Origin of the sequence: Ureibacillus xyleni, from assembly GCF_900217795.1 — a bacterium.
In the GTDB taxonomy this organism is placed as follows: domain Bacteria; phylum Bacillota; class Bacilli; order Bacillales_A; family Planococcaceae; genus Ureibacillus; species Ureibacillus xyleni.
The window spans coordinates 95,251-113,407 of sequence record NZ_OBMQ01000003.1 but is presented as its reverse complement, the minus strand read 5'-3'; the positions used below and the strand labels follow the sequence as shown (position 1 = coordinate 113,407).

Annotated in this window: 19 protein-coding genes; 12 read left to right on the top strand and 7 right to left on the bottom strand. The window is 33.9% G+C overall.

Features of this window, described 5'->3' with window-relative positions; translation table 11 throughout:
- Positions 1–68 precede the first annotated feature (68 nt).
- From CRO00_RS06115 to CRO00_RS06105, 3 genes are all read left to right on the top strand, one after another.
- Positions 69–1,064: a PD-(D/E)XK nuclease family protein gene (locus CRO00_RS06115; protein WP_097072794.1), complete on the top strand. Its 996-nt coding sequence runs from the start codon at positions 69–71 to the stop codon at positions 1,062–1,064.
- Between the two features lie 181 nt (positions 1,065–1,245).
- Entirely contained in the window at positions 1,246–2,652 is a 1,407-nt protein-coding gene (locus CRO00_RS06110; protein ID WP_097072793.1) for a hypothetical protein, read from the top strand.
- A 66-nt stretch (positions 2,653–2,718) separates the two neighbouring features.
- Positions 2,719–3,426: a class I SAM-dependent methyltransferase gene (locus tag CRO00_RS06105; protein ID WP_097072792.1), complete on the top strand. Its 708-nt coding sequence runs from the start codon at positions 2,719–2,721 to the stop codon at positions 3,424–3,426.
- A gap of 148 nt (positions 3,427–3,574) precedes the next feature.
- Here the strand turns inward: CRO00_RS06105 and CRO00_RS06100 are convergent, their stop codons facing one another.
- Complete coding sequence (locus CRO00_RS06100; protein WP_161946622.1) at positions 3,575–3,961, bottom strand: DnaA N-terminal domain-containing protein; 387 nt, start codon at positions 3,959–3,961, stop codon at positions 3,575–3,577.
- 219 nt (positions 3,962–4,180) lie between these two features.
- On the opposite strand from CRO00_RS06100, the gene CRO00_RS06095 reads away from it, so the two are divergent.
- Together CRO00_RS06095 and CRO00_RS06090 are read left to right on the top strand one after the other, a co-directional pair.
- Complete coding sequence (locus tag CRO00_RS06095) at positions 4,181–5,773, top strand: M20/M25/M40 family metallo-hydrolase (RefSeq protein WP_097072790.1); 1,593 nt, start codon at positions 4,181–4,183, stop codon at positions 5,771–5,773.
- A gap of 62 nt (positions 5,774–5,835) precedes the next feature.
- On the top strand, positions 5,836–6,408 hold the full coding sequence (locus tag CRO00_RS06090; RefSeq protein ID WP_097072789.1) for a YdcF family protein: 573 nt from the start codon (positions 5,836–5,838) through the stop codon (positions 6,406–6,408).
- Between the two features lie 47 nt (positions 6,409–6,455).
- Here the strand turns inward: CRO00_RS06090 and CRO00_RS06085 are convergent, their stop codons facing one another.
- Positions 6,456–7,481, bottom strand: coding sequence for a threonine aldolase family protein (locus CRO00_RS06085; RefSeq protein WP_097072788.1), 1,026 nt, complete (start codon positions 7,479–7,481; stop codon positions 6,456–6,458).
- A gap of 145 nt (positions 7,482–7,626) precedes the next feature.
- On the opposite strand from CRO00_RS06085, the gene CRO00_RS06080 reads away from it, so the two are divergent.
- Positions 7,627–8,382, top strand: coding sequence for a GTP cyclohydrolase II (locus CRO00_RS06080; protein ID WP_097072787.1), 756 nt, complete (start codon positions 7,627–7,629; stop codon positions 8,380–8,382).
- A 47-nt stretch (positions 8,383–8,429) separates the two neighbouring features.
- Here the strand turns inward: CRO00_RS06080 and CRO00_RS20430 are convergent, their stop codons facing one another.
- The 3 genes from CRO00_RS20430 to CRO00_RS06065 form a co-directional block, all read right to left on the bottom strand.
- On the bottom strand, positions 8,430–8,690 hold the full coding sequence (locus CRO00_RS20430; protein WP_097072786.1) for a Parvovirus coat protein VP1-like protein: 261 nt from the start codon (positions 8,688–8,690) through the stop codon (positions 8,430–8,432).
- A gap of 122 nt (positions 8,691–8,812) precedes the next feature.
- The gene (locus tag CRO00_RS06070; protein ID WP_097072785.1) at positions 8,813–9,079 is read right to left on the bottom strand and encodes a hypothetical protein; all 267 of its coding nucleotides are present in this window, start codon (positions 9,077–9,079) and stop codon (positions 8,813–8,815) included.
- A gap of 138 nt (positions 9,080–9,217) precedes the next feature.
- Positions 9,218–9,394, bottom strand: coding sequence for an asparagine synthase (locus tag CRO00_RS06065; protein WP_097072784.1), 177 nt, complete (start codon positions 9,392–9,394; stop codon positions 9,218–9,220).
- Between the two features lie 153 nt (positions 9,395–9,547).
- Between CRO00_RS06065 and CRO00_RS06060 the strand changes: the two genes are divergently transcribed.
- The gene (locus CRO00_RS06060; RefSeq protein ID WP_097072783.1) at positions 9,548–9,970 is read left to right on the top strand and encodes a universal stress protein; all 423 of its coding nucleotides are present in this window, start codon (positions 9,548–9,550) and stop codon (positions 9,968–9,970) included.
- A 562-nt stretch (positions 9,971–10,532) separates the two neighbouring features.
- Positions 10,533–11,810 carry an L-lactate MFS transporter gene (locus CRO00_RS06055; RefSeq protein ID WP_097072782.1) on the top strand — a complete coding sequence of 426 codons (1,278 nt, stop codon included), beginning with the start codon at positions 10,533–10,535 and terminating at the stop codon, positions 11,808–11,810.
- 226 nt (positions 11,811–12,036) lie between these two features.
- Here the strand turns inward: CRO00_RS06055 and CRO00_RS06050 are convergent, their stop codons facing one another.
- Positions 12,037–12,783 (bottom strand): glucose 1-dehydrogenase, encoded by a 747-nt coding sequence (locus CRO00_RS06050; RefSeq protein WP_097072781.1) that lies wholly within the window; start codon positions 12,781–12,783, stop codon positions 12,037–12,039.
- Positions 12,784–12,951: 168 nt separating this feature from the next.
- On the opposite strand from CRO00_RS06050, the gene CRO00_RS06045 reads away from it, so the two are divergent.
- Positions 12,952–13,995 carry a Cj0069 family protein gene (locus CRO00_RS06045; protein ID WP_097072780.1) on the top strand — a complete coding sequence of 348 codons (1,044 nt, stop codon included), beginning with the start codon at positions 12,952–12,954 and terminating at the stop codon, positions 13,993–13,995.
- Between the two features lie 105 nt (positions 13,996–14,100).
- Positions 14,101–15,192, top strand: a complete 1,092-nt coding sequence (locus CRO00_RS06040) for an acyltransferase family protein (RefSeq protein ID WP_097072779.1) — start codon at positions 14,101–14,103, stop codon at positions 15,190–15,192.
- A gap of 42 nt (positions 15,193–15,234) precedes the next feature.
- On the opposite strand, the gene CRO00_RS06035 is transcribed toward CRO00_RS06040, so the two are convergent.
- Entirely contained in the window at positions 15,235–15,747 is a 513-nt protein-coding gene (locus tag CRO00_RS06035; protein WP_097072778.1) for a DUF3231 family protein, read from the bottom strand.
- A gap of 150 nt (positions 15,748–15,897) precedes the next feature.
- Here CRO00_RS06035 and CRO00_RS06030 point away from each other — a divergent pair, with 150 nt between their 5' ends.
- Both CRO00_RS06030 and CRO00_RS06025 read left to right on the top strand, forming a co-directional pair.
- Positions 15,898–16,782, top strand: a complete 885-nt coding sequence (locus CRO00_RS06030; protein ID WP_097072777.1) for an NAD-dependent epimerase/dehydratase family protein — start codon at positions 15,898–15,900, stop codon at positions 16,780–16,782.
- 278 nt (positions 16,783–17,060) lie between these two features.
- Positions 17,061–18,062 (top strand): tetratricopeptide repeat protein, encoded by a 1,002-nt coding sequence (locus CRO00_RS06025; protein WP_097072776.1) that lies wholly within the window; start codon positions 17,061–17,063, stop codon positions 18,060–18,062.
- The last annotated feature ends 95 nt before the right edge of the window (positions 18,063–18,157 follow it).

The following is an 18,157-nucleotide window of genomic DNA, read 5'->3' as shown; positions in this document are numbered from 1 at the left end:
TTTTATGAAGGGAATTCTCCTAGTTTTATCAAATAATTAATTATCGCCACATAAAAAGGAGATATACGATGGAACCAATCTTGAATTATAAAGTACGTGAACTACATATTGATTTATTGTTTTTGGAAGAGTTTTACTCATCAGAAGTTTTTTATAAATGGTTTTTAACTAAAACTATAGGATTAAATCATTGTATTGGGAAAGTAGTACGCACAGACCATTCCGTATTTGAACTTGAGCGGGAATCGGATTTAGAAATCGCTTTTGAAGGTGAAAAGGGAGAAATGTTATTTTTAATTGAAAATAAAATAAATGCAAACTTCCAAAAAAAACAGGCAGAAGACTATACAAAACGTGCTGCAGAGTATGTTCGACGTGGAAAATGCGCGGAATGTTACACGGTTTTGTTTGCTCCTCAGGAATACATTGAGCGTTATCAGGCTATACATAAATTTCACTATTACATAACGTTTGAACAAGTAATCGAATTTTATAGCCAGCAAAGTGATTTAGGTCAACGTGCAGCTTATAAAATAAATGTGCTCCGTAAAGGTATAGAAAAATACAAATCCAGTGGTGTAAGAAGCGGTAATGGGGGAGAATATGTCCCAACAGAAGTCAATCAGGGAATTACGAACTTTTGGTTAAATTATTGGAAAGATGTGACGAGCCGGTACCCTGAGTTAACAATGCCGAAGCCAGGAGAAAAAGGGCCTGCCGCGACATTTATCGGCTTAGGAAAAAGTGCATTACCTAAAGACGTATTTATCTATCACAAGTTTGTTCATGGAGCGGTTGACATACAAGTTGAAAAGTTAAAGGAAAAAGCGGAAGACTTTATTTTAGCATTCAAAGATTATGTTGAGGAGGATATGGTCATTCAACGGGCAGGTAAAGCGGCTGTAGTCATTAGAATGCCAATTACTCCGATAAATCCGCATCTATTTTATGATGAAGTTCAACCAACTGTATTTGAGGCCCAAGACAAAGCAAAGAAATTGTTCGATTGGTTTCAAAAGCATCGAGTGATTTGGAATCAGTTTCAAAACCGCATGAATAGATGATTATTAATTGCACTCTCAACTGAGGGTGCTTTTTCAATTGCACTCATTAATGACATAAACGTTTTAGAAAATAATATTACCTAAACAAAAAACTCTTTTACAATAATTCTTAAGTTTGATAAACTATTCCCAACCATAATTGTATAAATTAGGTAAAAATAATACAAGGAGGATTATTAATTTGAAATTTAGTAAAGAAAAATCAAGTTTGTTCCTTTTCTTATCTCTCATTTTTATTTTTTTACTTACTCAGGAAAGTTTTTCAAAAAAAGTTTATGCAAGTGATTATATTGAAGCTACATTAATAGAAGATGTAAATGTATATGTAGATTTAAATACAAATAGTGAAGTAATAAAAACTTTGCCTAAGGGAATGAAGGTTCAAACGTGGGGATCTGGTAGTGAATGGACAAGAGTTAAACTTGACGATGTACCTCACTTTGCTTTTGGAAATGTGGAGACAAAATTTTTAAAGTTTCCTGTCACAACACCAGTAGAACAAACTCATACGAATGATTGGATAATGGATGAGGAGCAGGAAATAACTGGAAATGAAGAAGTCATTCAACCTGTACCACAAAAAGAACCAGCCAAAAAGTATCCAACCAAGTCTTCATATCGTATTGAATATACAACGAATGATTATACGGACACGTATGCCGAAGCCTATACAGCTAAAGTAGATACTAAAGTATATTCTGCACTCGATACGAAAAGCAAAGTAGTAGGGACCTTTAAAAAAGGGGAAACGCTGCATGCTGGTAGGGAGAATGATGATTTTGTGTATCATAAGGTCATTGCCTTCCAAAAGGATCCAAAGTTTATCCATTTAAGAAATGAAGATTGGGATGTTTACGGTTTTGTTCTTCGTAAAGATATAGCAACTCATTACGTTTTCAAAACGCCAAAAGGGAAAAATTACAACTACAACTATTCTCAAGCTTTTGCAAATTATAGAACGATTTATCCTCGATACCGTTCAGCAGATGCAAGTGGTGGTCTATTACATGATCCAATTTATGATTTACTCCCTGTCGGAACAAAAGTACTACCTTCTCCAGTAACGGCAGGTTCAATAGTGAAGCCGAAATATGGGTTAGGGGCAAGTACTATCAAACATATCCCATCGAAAGGCTCTGCAAAAGCGGATGGATGGGTTGGAGCGACCGTGAAAAGTAAATACAACTTAGATTGGAAGAAAACTGTAAATATTTTAACAAGAGAAGTAGGTTTTAGTGTAGATGATTATGATTGGCAAGTTTCGTACCCTGTTGCATCAAATCTAGGCATTCATTTTGTGGATCATGGTTCTAGCGGGCCTGAATACAAACATGGTCAAGAGTATCGAGCGCGTATTGGTTTGACGGCATATAGGACTAATTTAAAAGAAGAATATCGAAAAATACATAAGTTAAGGGAAATGTTGAAATATTTTGTTGGTTCTTACAAAGAAGCAGATAAAATCATAAATGTGTATAAGAAAAATGGTGAAAAAGAAAATTATGATGTAACAATTAAGGCAAATGGATATAAAGTATCGATTGGTTCAGATAGATTTATTAATTGGATAAAAATTTACCACAAATAAAAAACTGTATGGATAATTTTTATCAGTTAATAATAAACGGATAAATTCATTAAAGGAGTATTATCCATGTCCTTTTACCAATCCTTTGCATCCTACTATGATCGGATTTTTCCGTTAAATCCAGTTGCTTTGAACTTTGTTGCAAATCATTTTCAAAAAGGGGAATCAATCCTAGATATTGGGGCAGGAACAGGGAATATGGCCATCGCATTAGCAAACGAGGGGTATAATGTATCAGCATCCGAGCCAGATCAAGAAATGGTAGAATGGATTCGTTCAAAAGCAAAAGAGAGCCGTTTAGCTATCTACACTCAAACCATGCTAGAAATAAATCTAATCAACGGTTCTTTTGATGGCATCCTTTGTATTGGCAACACGTTACCTCATTTGCAAAATTTAAAGGAAATTGAAGACTTTTTAGAGAAGTGTATTAATAAACTAAATCCCGGTGGAAAATTGATTCTTCAACTTGTTAATTATGACCAAGTTTTATCAAATGATAACTTTTCGTTTCCTGTCATTGAAAAAGAAGATTTCACATTCACACGCAATTATATGAAAAAAGAGGATCATATTCTTTTTACTACAAAGTTAAAGGGTGAGGATTTGGAAACTGAAAATACGATTGCTCTATTTCCAGTTACATCAAAACAATTAATTACGATTATTAATAAACTACACTTTGAAAATGTAGAGATAATGGGAAGTTTTAAAGGTGAACAATATTCTGTGGATTCAAAGGCAATGATTATTGTAGCTAGGAAAGGTCAATAACGATTTAAGCTCAGAATTACTCTGAGCTTATTTTTATAATAATACCAAAAAGCACATCGGACTTAATTGTAAATAAGTGCGAATTATAGGTATTTTCACGGAAGTTTTCACATAATTTTGGTTAAGTCGTATATCGAGAGCGCAAATTTTAATGTTCTAACCTTTGTTCAAGTAGTTGTATACGCTTTTCGAGTTCTTCCATTTTTTCTTGTAAGAGTTTGTTTTGATTAATCAATAAATCGTAAGTAGTGTTGGAAGTTGAAACTGACTCTGTTTTACTTTTTCTCTCCGCATTCGCATTATCTCTATTCGTGATGATGATTTCAAATGGTTTACTGAAGATTTCTTCTGTAACATTACCAATCATTTCTTCATAATGTGTTTCTAACCAATCTCTCGCAAAAGAATTAGGGGCATAAATAGTCAAAGTATTAGAGTTGAGTTCAGCTACTGTAGGTTTGAACCATGTTTCGAAACTTGGCTTTGAAATTTTTTCGCTTATCTTTTGTAAGACGATCTCCCAAGAAAATTCCATCATAAAGCAACTCCTTAAATGTTATCCAACTCATTTTACAACATATCCATATTCATATTGCAACCAATCTAAATTCAAATATTTGTACCTCTATAAGGTTTTCTGTAAAATTAAACGAATTCCACTATTTGTAATGTTAACACTATCGTTAAATGGCTAATGATAGTTTAAGGAATTGTTTACGGGTATTCAAAATATCTTCGAGTAAAGGATGATACGATGAAATGGGATACTCCAGAAAAATTAAAATCATTACTATACGAGCTTGTACGTTGGGAAAGTCAAACATTAACAAAAGGTGAACAGGAATTTTCACAAAAGCTGTATGCAAAATTTCAATTATTGCCTTATTTCAATTCCAATCCTCACTATTTACAAACCGTTGATGTTGAAGGTGGAAGACAGGTACTTTCTGCCATGTATAAGCATCCGAACGCCAAAAAGACAGTTGTACTTATTAGCCATTTCGACACGGTCCAAATTGAAGAATATGGTGCTCTTATGCCGCTTGCGACGGAGCCTGAAATGATTACACAAGCATTTCAAGAAGCGAAATGGATGCTAAATGAGCAGGCACAAAACGATCTGAAAACGGGTGATTACTTGTTCGGTCGTGGAGTAATGGATATGAAAATTGGTCTTGCCCTTCATATGCAAGTTTTAGAACGAGCAATAGAAGAAGAGTGGGCGTTAAATTTACTGTTAGTTACCGTACCGGACGAAGAAGTAAGTTCAGCTGGTATGCGTGTTGCAGTAAAACATATTGGGGAAGTTGCAGAACAACACGATTTAGATATTTGTCTATTTTTGAATAGTGAACCATCCTTTTCTCAAGGGCCCTATGATACAAAGGAATATATTTATACAGGTTCAATAGGTAAGGTAATGCCGGCAGCGTTATTTTATGGAAAGGAAACCCATGTTGGTGAACCGTTAAAGGGCATCAGTGCACCCTTTATGAGCGCCTATTTGGAAATAGAAATGGAATGGAACGATACTTTCTGTGAAACAGTTTATGGTGAAACGACTCCGCTTCCTGTCGCTTTAAAATTACAGGATTTAAAAGATCAATATTCTACACAAACGCCATATCGAGCAGTAGCGATGTACAATGTCTTCTTAATGAAAAGAAGTGCATCTGAAATATTCAATATGTTTGAAAATGTAACGAAAAAGGCCATGGAGAAGTGCCAAGCGCGGTATGATGAAGTTTGTGCAAAAATGAAAATTAGTCCAATCGGTGAGATACGAACGATTCGATATAGTGAACTTCTAGAGTATGCGACAAAAAAATTAGGCAAATCCCACGTGGAGCAGCTAATTGAAGGAGTAATAGCTCTTCCAAATTTAGATGAGCGTGACCAATCGTTCTATATTGCAGATAAATTGATGATTCAATGTCAGGAGTTAGCTCCAGCAGTCGTGGTGTTATTTGTACCACCATTTTATCCAGCTGTGAATTCAAGTGATCATCCGCTAGCGAAAAAAGCGATTGAAGTAGTTTTAAAGGCTTCACAACAGTATGATATTCCATTACAACAAGTACATTATTTTAATGGAATATGTGATTTGAGTTATTGTCAGCTAATGGATAATAATGGTTGGAAAGCGTATGAAGAAAATACACCAGTATGGAACCGAACTTACGATATACCTTTTGAGCATATTGCAAAATTTAATGCACCCGTAATGAACTTAGGGCCATATGGTAAAGACGCACATCAAGTATCAGAGCGTTTGCATATAAAAAGCGGCTTTTATGAAATGCCAGATTTAATACATCAGTTACTACGTTTTGTTGAAATTGAATAAATTGGAAAAAGTATGAACCCTTTCCTCTTCTTATTCGTTTAATAGAGGTAAGAGGTGAGTATATGAAATTTTGGTTTGGCGGGGGAATCGTATTCCTTTTAATATTAGGAAGCGGATATTCTTGGCTCGGTGAAAAAATTGAGAATGGCAAAACACCAGTTGCAGATGGTTCTAATGATTATTTAATTATTTTAGGTGCTAAAATTAAGCCAAACGGAAATCCTTCACTTTCGTTACAAAACCGATTAGATGTTGCGGTGGAATATTTGCAAACTCATAAGCATGTTCAAGTTATTGTTTCAGGAGGACAGGGAATCGATGAACCAGCAACAGAAGCATCCGTTATGGCACAATATTTAATTGATGCGGGGATTGACCCATTAAGAATACAATTGGAAGAAAAATCAACTTCTACTTATGAGAATTTACTATTTTCAAAAGACTATTTACCAGAAGGAGTTAATCACATTACGATTGTTTCCAATGACTACCATTTAGCAAGGGCGAAATTTCTAGCCGATGTTGTTGGTTTAAAAGCAGATGTGTTAGCAGCAAAAACGCCTCGAAGCGTGGCTGCAAAATCCCATATCCGGGAACGTTTAGCTTTATTAAAAACTTATATTGTAGGCAAATAAAAAATCTTCCTTTTTCTTTATATAAGAATTAGGAAGATTTTATTCATTTATTTAGAAATTACATTCTTAACATCTTCAATTAGTTCAATGCAAGCCTCTTTTGTTGTTGCCCATGAAGTAACAAAACGGATGGCAATTTTATCTTCTACTTCTCCCCAAATTTCAAAATCATACAGTTCTTTTAATTCTTCAATTTCTTCTTTACTTAAAATAGGGAAGATTTGATTCGTTGGAGATTCGCTTAATAAAGGAACGCCTAATGATTTTAGTTCATGACTTAGAAAATGAGCTAGTTCGTTTTCATGTTTTCCCATCTCAAAATAAAGATTATCTTGAAACGCTCGTTCAAACTGTATTCCGATTGCAAAGCCTTTCGCAAGCATTGCTGTTCTATTTTTAATATGATAACGGAAATATGGTTTTAATTGCTCGTTAAACAGCACAATGGCTTCACCGCTCATCATTCCGATTTTCGTTCCACCGACATACATCACATCGCAAAGATCTTTTAACATATGGAACTCGACATCACTTGCGGCTAGTCCACTTGATAGACGCGCACCATCAATAAATAAGTAAAGGTTGTTTTCCTTACAGCATTCATATAAAGCTTTTAGTTCAGCAACACTATATACTGTTCCAACTTCAGTTGATTGGGATACATAAACGACTCCGATTTTCACCATATGCTCATCGGTGTGATATGTAAGTGCATTGATGATATCAGTAGGTGATAATTTTCCATCTTGCCCAGCAACCGTATATACTTTGTGTCCTGTTCCTTCGATAGCACCTGTTTCATGAACATTAATATGTCCAGATTCACAACTTAATACCGCTTCATAAGGACGTAAAATATGCGAGATGATTGTAGCATTTGCTTGCGTTCCACCTGTTACAAAGTGAATATCACAATTGTTGCTTTGTAACTTTTCTTGTATAAGTCGTTTCGCATTTTCAGTATGTATATCTAGACCGTACCCAATATTTTGTTCGTTTTGAGCAGCTATAAGGGCGGATAAAATTTCAGGATGGCATAACTCACTATAATCATTTCGAAAACTATATTTCATAATTTTTACCTCATTTTCTCTATATATGTATTTCATAGTATATCACCATAATTTTTAACTGAATACTCTTATGACCGTTTGATTTTAAAGAAACATAAATTTTTCTAAAGTAACCAAACTAACAGCAAAGAGGGAGGAATCCGCATTGGCACAAGCAAAATTAAATAGTAAAGTGATGTCTATTTTGGAAGAAAAAATTAAGCTGATTCACACAGAAGAAGGTGCCATCTATTTAGTAGGGCCGGTACAATTACCAGTTAATTTATACGGTGAAACAGTTACGTTTCATTGGTATTGTTGGTTAAATTGTGAAGAAGTAACGGAGGATTTTGAAAGGATTATTGATAAGCTATCATCAGTAAATTTAGCAGAAATGCAGCAATCGAGCGTACTTGCTTACGGCGACTTTGAAAATGGTGATGATGCAATTATTCGTATGCATTCTATTTGCCATACAGGTGATATTTTTGGTAGTAAACGTTGTGATTGTGGTTACCAATTAAAAGAATCGATGAAAATGATTGTAGAACATGGCACAGGTGCATTGTTCTATTTAGCAAATCATGAGGGAAGAGGGATTGGATTATTCAGTAAAGCATTGGCTTATATTTTGCAAGAAAACGGCTACGATACCGTAGATGCAAACCATATGCTTGGATTCGTCAACGATTCCAGAAATTATGATGATGCGATTCGTGTATTACATGCATTAAGAGAGAAACCAGTGACATTAATTACAAACAACCCAAAAAAGATAGAAGCATTGCAAGCATCCGGTTTACCTGTAGCTGGGAGAAAGCAGTTATGGGGAGATGTTTCTGAATACAATAAAAATTACTTGGAAACAAAAATTAACCGTTCAGGACATTTAAATGAAGATGGAACATGTTGTAATGATTAATTGAAAAAGCCCTTTCCAAATAAGAGAGGGCTTTATAAAGAGAATTATTAAAAAAAGAAATTCTTTAAATGAATGGCTCTCGAGAACACTCTTGCATCTCTCCCCATTTTGCTATAGGGGTTGATATATGGATATAAGCAATATTGAAAAAGTTCATCGCAATATTTTTTATCTCCATAGTATAAGTAACATTCATCATGGTACATGCAACAAGTATCTACTGGGTTCGTTGGTGCTCCAGGTCCACTGCAACCAGGCCCACAATAACGGTAACCAGGATAACAAAAACCTAACTTCAATCGGGCCATCTTAACACCTCTATTTACCGTAATTATTATTATAAAATATGTAAAAATAGAGAGAGGAAAAGGGCAAATAGATTAGTTGAAAGTTGAAAGTAGGATCTATTTATTTGATAGAATCGTAATGATTAGTCACATCCCCCTCCACCATCGCTTCCTCCACTGTCCGAACTGCTAGTGTCAAAAGACCAAAACGAATCGGATGAACCAGAATCAGCACTACTTTTTCTTCTCTTCTTACGTCTCCATTCTTTTTCACGTTCACGAGGTGTCATCTTCATCCATTTGAAAAAATAAATTACGTTACTAATGAAACGAACGATTAGTAAGATGACGAAGTAACTCATTAATATGAAAAATATAACTGCTATGAAGTTCCCGATTAGTTCACCCATACGTTCACCTCGATTTTTATTCTATTGTAACAATTTTCAATATATGGTTTCTAATGTTGAAGGAACTAAAAGAGTAAGAGGGAGAAAATGACTACTTTGGGGCAAAAAAAGAAGAGCACGAAAATGTGCTCTTCTAAACTAACGACGATGCTCGACAAGGTCAATTGCACCTAACACAATATGTGCTAAGCCGAATCCGAAAATGGTGTTTGCTAACATTTTGTTAGATCCACTTTTTTGTTTCATTGCGTATCCAGCGGCGGTAACAGCTGACCCTAATACAGTAGGGATTAAGCCTTCACGAAAATTATTCATTACAAATCCCTCCACATCGTTGTTATAGTGTTTTTAACACCGCTCTTATTATTTGTAAGAATGCTTTTAATATACAATGATAGTCTTTATAAAGGATTTGTTGTCTAATGCTTAAAAATCGAATATGATTTGTTTAATAAGAGGAGGATGATTATGGTAAATAATTATAAAAATATCGTCGTTGCGATTGATTTTTCGGAACAATCAATCAAGGCATTTGAACGTGCTGTTGAAATCGCTAAAAATAATGGGGCAACATTACAATTAGTAAATGTAATTGATACAAAATCATTTGGTTCCATTGCTGCCTATGATTTAAAATACGCGGATCAATTAAAAAGAGATAGAACTGAAAAGATTGAAGAATTAAAAAAGAAAGCACAATCTTTAGGTGTTGAAAATGTAGAAACAAAAGTAGAGTCAGGTTCACCAAAAGAAATTTTAACTCAATTACTAGATACTCAACTAATCATTTGTGGTGCTACGGGTGTGAACCAAGTTGAAAAGATGATTATTGGTTCAGTTGCGGAAAGAATTGTTCGTTTAGCGAAATGTGATGTATTAATTGTTCGATAAAAGTAAATTATCACCTTTTAATGTAGAGTTTGTTCTATCATTAGAAGGTGTTTTTATTTTGCAAAAAAGTATAATAATTATAATGATTGTAACGAAAAAGGGTAAGAAAGCAACTTTTTCAATATATTAATGAGTAGTAATTAATTGGTAATTAAATATAATTTTAAAACATTAATTTTATAATAAATATAAACATTAACTTTATTGTTTAATAATAAAGTAACTAAAAAATGTGCGTAATTTTCTTTGTTATGTAATTTTTTTCTCGTCAAATATCATTGTAGATAAAGTGTTGTTAATGTTTGTATAAGCTTAGAAATGTGAAATGATTTTATGATTATATTATTTTATAATAGTCGATTTTAATTTTCAGAATAATGAGTTTGAGATTGGTTTTTCCCTTTTAGATAATTATTTTCTGTTTCTTGTAGAAAAAATCTGCTTTATAAAAATAACTTTTTTCGTAAAAACTATTGATTTTCATATTTTCCAAATGTTATCTTAATAAAGTAGTTGTCACAACTTATTCACAGTTAGAAAGAAAGAGGGTAAAAGAGAAATTATGAAAAAAAATCGATGGTTAATTGCACTTTCGGCGATTGCAATCCACCTGTCGATTGGCGGGGCTTACGCTTATAGTGTATATAAACTGCCAATTGTTACTGAGATGGGTTGGAGTGAAACAAATGTAACTGTGGCATTCACGATTATGATGGGGCTAGCTGGTTTTGCAGCAGCGCTTTTTGGTAGTTTAGTAGAAAAATTAGGACCTAGAAAATCAGCAATGGTTGCAGCTGTTCTATTTGGAGCAGGACAAGCAGGTGCTGGAGTAGCAATTTTAATGGATTCTGTTGTACTTTATTGGTTAACATATGGACTTCTTAGTGGTTTAGGTATGGGTATCGGTTATATCGCACCTGTATCAACATTAGTTAAGTGGTTCCCGGATCGTCGTGGTTTAGCAACAGGTATGGCTGTTTTAGGATTTGGATCTGGAGCATTAATCACTGCACCAGTCGCAGCGAACTTAATGGAAGGTGTAGGAATTTCGACTACATACTTTATTTTAGGAGCTTCATACTTTGTTTTAATGATTTTAGGGGCATCATATATTGCGCCTCCTGTACAAGGTTATATGCCAGAAGGAATGAAAAATGCAGCTACAGCTGGTAAAACAAAAGTGAAACAAGATTTAGCGCAAATGACAGCTCGAGAAGCAGTGAAAACTAAGTACTTCTGGATGCTTTGGTCAATGCATTTAGTGAATGTTACAGCTGGTATTATGATGATTTCTGTTGCTTCACCAATGGCACAGGAAATTGTAGGATTATCGGTTGCAGGTGCTGCTGCGATGGTTGGATTAATGGGAATGTTTAATGGTGGGGGACGCCTTATTTGGGCAGCAGTTTCTGACTATATTGGTCGTCCAAATATTTTCGTTATCTTTTTCGTTATTCAAGTTATTACATTTGCAGTATTACCATTCACAACAAACGTATTATTATTCCAAGTTTTCATCTTCCTAGTAGTTAGTTGTTATGGTGGTGGTTTCTCGAATTTACCAGCCTATGCGAGTGATTTATTCGGTACGAAACAGCTTGGTGTAATTCATGGTTATTTATTAACAACATGGTCACTAGGTGGAATTTTTGGCCCAATCTTAGTAAACACAGTAAAAAATATGACAAATAGCTATATCCCTGTATTCTATATTTTTACAGGTCTAATTGCAGTATCTCTTTTAATTTCACTATTGCTTCGATCTGAAGTGAATAAAAAGAAAAAACAAATCGAAAAAGACAAAAAAGAAAAAGTTGGAGATCTCTCAACTACATATTAATAAGACAAAAAAGGACCGAATAGTAGTCATTGGCAGATGGCTATTATTCGGTTTTATAATGTTAAGAAAGAAATTAGTGTGGCTCATTGTTATATAACAATGGAATCGATTCTATTTAAATGTAATACAGATGTGATTGTTCGTCAACTTGAATGTATCAATTTTGCAAAAATTCATGTTAAAACAGAATTTTTGTGTATTAGAAAAAGTAAAAGAGAGTAAAAATCTATTCCTCATATATCATCTTCTTCGTCATACCACCATCTATAGTAAGATTAATCCCTGTTACGAAATCATTTCGTTCATCAGTTAAATAAAAGCATGCTTTCGCAATATCTATAGGCTTGCCTACTCGATTAGAAAAGTGTTGTTCATGATCGATGGGACGCAGATCTTCGTAATTCCCTGTTTCAATCCACCCCGGAGAAATACAATTAACTCGAATATGATCTTGGGAGAATGAGCTAGCTAAAGCGTGAGTAAGGGAAATGATACCTCCTTTAGTGGCAGCATATGTTTCTGTATTTGGTTCCGACATAAAAGCTCTCGTGGAAGCCATCGATACAATCGCCCCACCATTCTCATTTAACCGCATAAATTTAGCCGCTTCCCGTGAACATAAAAAAACACTTCGTAAATTCGTATTAATGACATCATCCCAGATAGTAATATCAAGATCATAAGGCGAGATAGGTGTAAAGACGCCAGCATTATTAATTAAAATATCTATTGTATTATAGTGCTCCACGGTTGTTTTCATAAGATTGTTAATGTCAGCTTCTTTACGAACATCCGTTTTTATAAAAGTAGTTGTGAATCCTTGTTCAACTAAATTAGCATTAACAACTTCTCCTAATTGTTCATTTAAGTCCGCTAATACAACTTTCGCCCCCGCTTTTGCATATTGGGTAGCCACCTCTTTTCCAATTCCTTGTGCTGCACCAGTGACAATGACCACTTTATTTTGAAACATATTTGACCTCCTAAGTTCATGCTTGGTAATAATTTATATAAAACTTTGTGAATTTACAAATTTAAGCATTTGTAATAAAAAGTACACATAAATTTTACATCTACTGTAAATTACTTCAATAAATTACCTTTATAATGATAAGTAAGTAATCCTAAAGGGGGTAATTAATTGAGAAATAAAGTGATTTTCTTTGAAGTGCAAGGTGGAAATGATAAAGGTGAAGACGGTTATCGCAAAGATACAATGCCAATGGTGAACGCACTAAAAGAACGGGGCGTGGAGGCAGAAGTAATATTTTATAACAAAGCTCGTGAAGAAGAGATTTATAACTATGTTTCAACGAATGGTATTGCCTATGTATCTCGTATTAATCCTGGTAACTTAAAAGAAGAAGAATGTTACTTTAATATGCTACGACGTCTTTGTGATGAAGGTGTTATCGGAATGCCTCACCCTGATGCAATGATTGGGTACGGGTCAAAGGATGTTCTTGTCAAATTGACATCAACAACATTAGTACCAGATGATACATATGCTTATTACAATATGAATGAGTTTAAACATCAATTTCCAAAATCTTTAGCATATGGAGAACGGGTATTAAAACAAAATCGTGGGTCAACAGGGGAAGGAATATGGCGTGTTCAGTTAGTGGATTCGTTAAATGGGGAAGAAGAAGCGCCATTAGATGCACATATTAAATGTACGGAAGCTAAAGACAACCATGTTGAGTTTTGGAGACTTGGTGAGTTCATCAATTATTGTGAACAATATATTGTCGGCGATAACGGTATGATTGTGGACATGCGATTCTTACCTCGAATTAAAGAGGGGGAAATACGTTTATTTATGCTACGAGATAAACCATTTTATGTTGTTCACAAAAAACCTGCTGAAACGGAAGATGCCTTTAGTGCGACACTTTTTTCAGGGGCAGAGTACCGTTACGATACGCCTGAGCAATGGTCAAATCTTGTTCAAAGTTTTTTAAATCAACTGCCAGAAGTGCGTACTTTACTAGGAAATTATGATCTTCCACTCATTTGGACGGCAGACTTTATACTAGATACAAATGAAGCTGGAGAAGATGAATATATTTTAGGTGAAATGAACTGTTCGTGTGTAGGGTTTACTTCTCAATTAGAACTTGCTCATGATGTTGCAGAAGAAATAATTGCAGCAATTAAAGAAAAAACACTTACGGTATCATAATAATCATTTTAGGGGAGGAAGTTTTAACTAAACTTTTTCCTTTTTTTATGATGACATTCTTTATAATATAGTAATATTGGTTTATTTCACAAATAGAGGTGTTTCATGAAGAATGGGAAAAGTGTACGACATTATGATTTCGATTGGATTAAAGTAATCGCAACGTTGGGGGTATTTTTGTATCACTGTTCTATGTTTTTTAATCCGTTTCCTTGGCATGTCAAAAATAATGTTATAGAAACAAGTGGAATATTCGTATTTTCATTGTTTTTAGGTGTATGGCTTATGCCTTTATTTTTTACTATCTCAGGGATTAGTACGACATATTCATTAAACAATCGAAGTACATCAAATTTTATAAAAGAGCGGCTTGTTCGATTAGGGATACCTTTGATTTTCGGGGTATTTATTTTATCTCCACCTCAAGTTTATATTGAACGTATTACAAATCATCAATTTACTGGGTCATTATTGGATTTTCTTCCCCATTACTTTGAAGGGTTGTATTTAGACATTGGTGGTAGTGGAAATTTTGCTTTTTCTGGTCTGCATCTTTGGTATTTACTTGTGTTGCTTGTTTTTTCATTTATTTCAATGCCGTTGTTTAAAGTATTTTCACGGGGACACAAGTTTAGAAAGTGTTATTTTTTTATACTTCCATCACTTCTATTTTTCTCAGGTGTTATTAACACGATGGGGCTAGGTGGCTGGGATATTGTATTTTATTTCATAATTTTCATATATGGATATTACTTTTTCTCGAGTTCAGAATTTAAACCTGCATTAAAGTCTGCGTATAAGTTATTTTTGCCATTAGCTATCATAACTTCAATTATTTATATTGTCTGGTTTATGATGGTTCTACCTAAACCAAATTCAATACAAGATATCATTTTTTATGGTGTGAAAACGATTAATTGTTGGAGCTGGTTATTAGTAATCTTTTATTTGGCAAATAAGTATCTATCATTTTCAAATAACTTTTTGAAGTATACAAGTGAAGCATCAATGCCTTTTTATGTTCTACACCAACCGATTATTGTTGCTATCGGTTATTTTATTTATGATCTGTCTTGGCCTATTGCGCTAAAAGCATTTGTTTTAATTACGACTTCTTTTGCAATGATTATGTTTATGTACCATTTTGTTATTAAAAATATTAAGATACTACGGATTTTATTTGGAATAAAGGGATAGAAAAAAGGATAGAAGACTTAAACCTGTCTCCTATCCTTTTGATTATCTTTCGTCTTGTGGACTTACATGTAATGGAGGAGGAACTAACCAACCTCTTGCTTTATTTAATCTTAATAACTTTGCACCAAGTTGAGCTTTTGCCATATGGAATTGACCATACATGTAGGCAATATCTTCTCGAGTTGACATCCCCATCGCAGTGCTACATGCAACTAGGCCAGCTGCTACATCTGCTGATAGTTTTGCACTAATTTCTGGGTCCATAAACTTTGCTCCAACTGGAATGTCGTCACGTCTTGCATTTGGGCGTTCAGGTGGTGCAGGAGGTAGGCCAACTCCATTCACTTTTAATATATCCTTCAATTTTTTATTTTCTTCTTCAATACCCGCCAAAGCCTCTTCTATTATTTTTGATAACTCCTGATCCCCAGTATGGTTATAAAGTGTCTGATAGGCAGCAATCATACCGTTGTTTGATAACACATGTGACCAAATTGCAAACACTTCGCCATAATGCATTGGCTCTTCTTTTGGATTTCTACTCAAAATACCCATCTAAATCACTCCTCGTTTTGTTTTAAATCACAAAACTAGCCTAGACAAGTTTTAAATTATTATACATTAGGTAGTAGTGACAATTCTTTGAAGGGAAATGAAGAGAAATAGAGAAAATATATATCATTGTCATAAATTTGGGAGGCTGTTATGAAAAAAATATTAGTGTTAGGTGGAACACGTTTTTTTGGTAAAAGGCTTGTCGAAGTTTTAATAGAAGAAGGATTTAATATTACCATTGCAACGCGCGGAATTACTCCGCATCTATTTGGTGACAGAGTGCAACAAATCATTGTAGATCGTACTGATACAGAAACATTTAAAGAGATATTTGAAAATACTTCTTGGGATATTGTCTTTGATAATATTTGTTATTCCCCAAATGAAGCGTTAGCTGCTTGTGAAGTTTTTAAAGGGAAAACAAAGAAGTACATATTCACTTCTACATTGAGTGTCTATGATGAAATATTAGGGAAAGAGCTAACAGAAGAAGATTTTAATCCTTATACCTATAATATTCGCTATGGTAATAGTCAAGATTTTTCATACGGCGAAGGAAAGAGGTTAGCTGAGGCAGTATTTTTCCAACAAGCATCTTTTCCTGTTGTAGCTGTTCGTTTTCCAATTGTTTTAGGATTGGATGATTATACAAGACGTTTACATGATCATATTGAACGTGTGATCAAAGGAGAGCCAATTCATTTTATAAGTATGAATGCACGAATGTCCTTTATTTCATCCGAGGATGCGGCGAAATTTTTAAAATTTGCCCTTCTTTCAGATATTGAAGGTCCATTTAATGTTACTTCATCGGGTACTGTATCGATGCAAGAGTTAATGGGACTAATCGAAAAGGCAGTTGGAAAACAAGCAAAAATAGTAGTGGGTAAGGATAATGAAAGAACTTCGCCATTCTCGTTACCGGATGATTGGTATATGTCGCAAGAGAAGTCGATTAAAGCAGGATTTACATGCGAACCATTAAACGATTGGTTGCCAACATTAATTAATGAGATTACTAAACAGTGTAAATAATTTACAAGGCTTGAAGACAAAAAATTCTTCAAGCCTTTTGTGTTTGAAATGATGTAACTTATTCTTCAGTATTTTAAAAAACCCCGATTAAAAATGCATTTTGAAGGAAAATACTTGGATATCTTAGTACATTATTGCAAGGGAAAGGCAAAAGTTTTAACATAAAGTGCTTAATGATTACCCAACTTTCGAAACAATAGTATTGTTCAGTTGTTCGATAACAGGTAAAATAAATAATACTATGGAAATATTTTGTAGACATCCGGGAGTGAGAAGTTTTGAAAAGAAAACTAAAAAAATATACAACATTCGATAATGTCGTAATATTTCCTGGGACGGTTGAAAGATTAATCAAAAAAGCACATGAATATGTTGAAAGTTATCAATATCATTTAGCGAATAATAGCTTTGAGGAAGCTTTAAAGTATAGTGAAGGGGACGAATTTACTTTAAGCGTATATGCATATTCATTATATGAAACAAAATCTTTTGAAAAAGCAAAGGAAATCTGTGAACGACTATTAAGTATAGGTCCTACAATGTATTTAGAAATAATGGAATTATATTTAACCGTTTGTATGCAGCTAAAACAATATAAACAAGTAGAACAAATTATATCTTCTCTTTTGGAAGAAGGCGCAATACCAAAGGCGCAAATTGAAAAATTCCAACGATTAAAAGACTTAAATGCAAATATCGCTGGAAATAAAGAAAAGCAAGATGACATTTCTACTGATGGGCAAAATGAAATAGATTCTGATGCATTTTCAATAGATAACTTTATGTCACTATTACCGAGTGAACAGCTAAATAAAGTGCATGAATTAACTACAACAAATATCCGTCCAATTGTATCGTATTTAAAATCGATTATTGAACATGAAAAAACCCATCCGTTTATTAAAAGTATCATCTTAATCTTACTAGTTGAACAAGAAGTAAATATAGAGCTAAATATAAGTAAGTTCAATTTAAAAAGAGTTGTAAATCCAAGTACATTAGAATTACCGACCAAATTACCACAATTTATCAATGTATCTAAAATGATTGGTGACAAATTGCAAAAGGAGCCGTCTACCCTTGAAATGGTGGAATATTTAATTGCGAAACATGCAATTGTAACCTACCCATTTGAATGGTTGGAGTATGAAGATGAAGATGTAGCACTGGCATATATAGACTTTGTGCGGACAATGTTTGGAAGTGTTCAAGAGATGGATTACGATCTTGTCGAATTTTTGCAAATGCTCGAAAAGCTTACAGAACTACAAGAAGTATGAAAAAAGTTGAAACTATTGGAGACTATGTTATACTAAAATGGTTGTCAAAATCGTATAAACGAGTAGTTTGTCTAACAATTGTAAACTATTTTTGG

Coding starts and splice junctions, on each gene's coding strand:
- CRO00_RS06115 (WP_097072794.1), top strand. CDS start 69: ATGGAACCAATCTTGAATTATAAAGTACGTGAACTACATATTGATTTA.
- CRO00_RS06105 (WP_097072792.1), top strand. CDS start 2,719: ATGTCCTTTTACCAATCCTTTGCATCCTACTATGATCGGATTTTTCCG.
- CRO00_RS06100 (WP_161946622.1), bottom strand. CDS start 3,961: ATGGAATTTTCTTGGGAGATCGTCTTACAAAAGATAAGCGAAAAAATT.
- CRO00_RS06095 (WP_097072790.1), top strand. CDS start 4,181: ATGAAATGGGATACTCCAGAAAAATTAAAATCATTACTATACGAGCTT.
- CRO00_RS06090 (WP_097072789.1), top strand. CDS start 5,836: ATGAAATTTTGGTTTGGCGGGGGAATCGTATTCCTTTTAATATTAGGA.
- CRO00_RS06085 (WP_097072788.1), bottom strand. CDS start 7,481: ATGAAATATAGTTTTCGAAATGATTATAGTGAGTTATGCCATCCTGAA.
- CRO00_RS20430 (WP_097072786.1), bottom strand. CDS start 8,690: ATGGCCCGATTGAAGTTAGGTTTTTGTTATCCTGGTTACCGTTATTGT.
- CRO00_RS06070 (WP_097072785.1), bottom strand. CDS start 9,079: ATGGGTGAACTAATCGGGAACTTCATAGCAGTTATATTTTTCATATTA.
- CRO00_RS06065 (WP_097072784.1), bottom strand. CDS start 9,394: ATGAATAATTTTCGTGAAGGCTTAATCCCTACTGTATTAGGGTCAGCT.
- CRO00_RS06060 (WP_097072783.1), top strand. CDS start 9,548: ATGGTAAATAATTATAAAAATATCGTCGTTGCGATTGATTTTTCGGAA.
- CRO00_RS06055 (WP_097072782.1), top strand. CDS start 10,533: ATGAAAAAAAATCGATGGTTAATTGCACTTTCGGCGATTGCAATCCAC.
- CRO00_RS06050 (WP_097072781.1), bottom strand. CDS start 12,783: ATGTTTCAAAATAAAGTGGTCATTGTCACTGGTGCAGCACAAGGAATT.
- CRO00_RS06040 (WP_097072779.1), top strand. CDS start 14,101: ATGAAGAATGGGAAAAGTGTACGACATTATGATTTCGATTGGATTAAA.
- CRO00_RS06035 (WP_097072778.1), bottom strand. CDS start 15,747: ATGGGTATTTTGAGTAGAAATCCAAAAGAAGAGCCAATGCATTATGGC.
- CRO00_RS06030 (WP_097072777.1), top strand. CDS start 15,898: ATGAAAAAAATATTAGTGTTAGGTGGAACACGTTTTTTTGGTAAAAGG.